The sequence below is a fragment of the Streptomyces sp. URMC 126 genome, from assembly GCF_051386555.1.
Classification (GTDB): domain Bacteria; phylum Actinomycetota; class Actinomycetes; order Streptomycetales; family Streptomycetaceae; genus Streptomyces.
In genome coordinates this window covers 1-270 of record NZ_JBPQTX010000888.1, presented here as the reverse complement: position 1 = coordinate 270, position 270 = coordinate 1, and the positions used below count along the sequence as shown (strand labels likewise).

Sequence of the window (270 nt, the reverse complement as noted above, 5' to 3'; positions counted from 1 at the left end):
GTGTCGGGGGCGGGGGGCTCGGTGCCGTCCTCCGCGGGCGCGGGCGGCTCCCGCAGGGCGTCGGCGAGGGTGTCCGTCACCGGCCGGCTCCCCGTGCGTCGTCCCGGGGGTCGGCGCCGAAGTACGCGTGCTGGCCGCCTTCCACCGCGCCGTTGTTGAGGAAGCCGCGGTTGCCCTGGCTGTTGATGGTGGTGGTGTTCCGGGGCGTGGGGGCGGGCCGGTCGCGCGGCTCGGGGACGGGCGCGGCCGGGGCGGCCCGCCCGGCGTGGG

Annotated in this window: 1 pseudogene; it reads right to left on the bottom strand. The window is 80.4% G+C overall.

From position 1 onward, the window contains the following. Positions 1-76 precede the first annotated feature (76 nt). Positions 77-270, bottom strand: a pseudogene (locus tag ACSNOK_RS34360) (hypothetical protein); the annotation flags it as partial.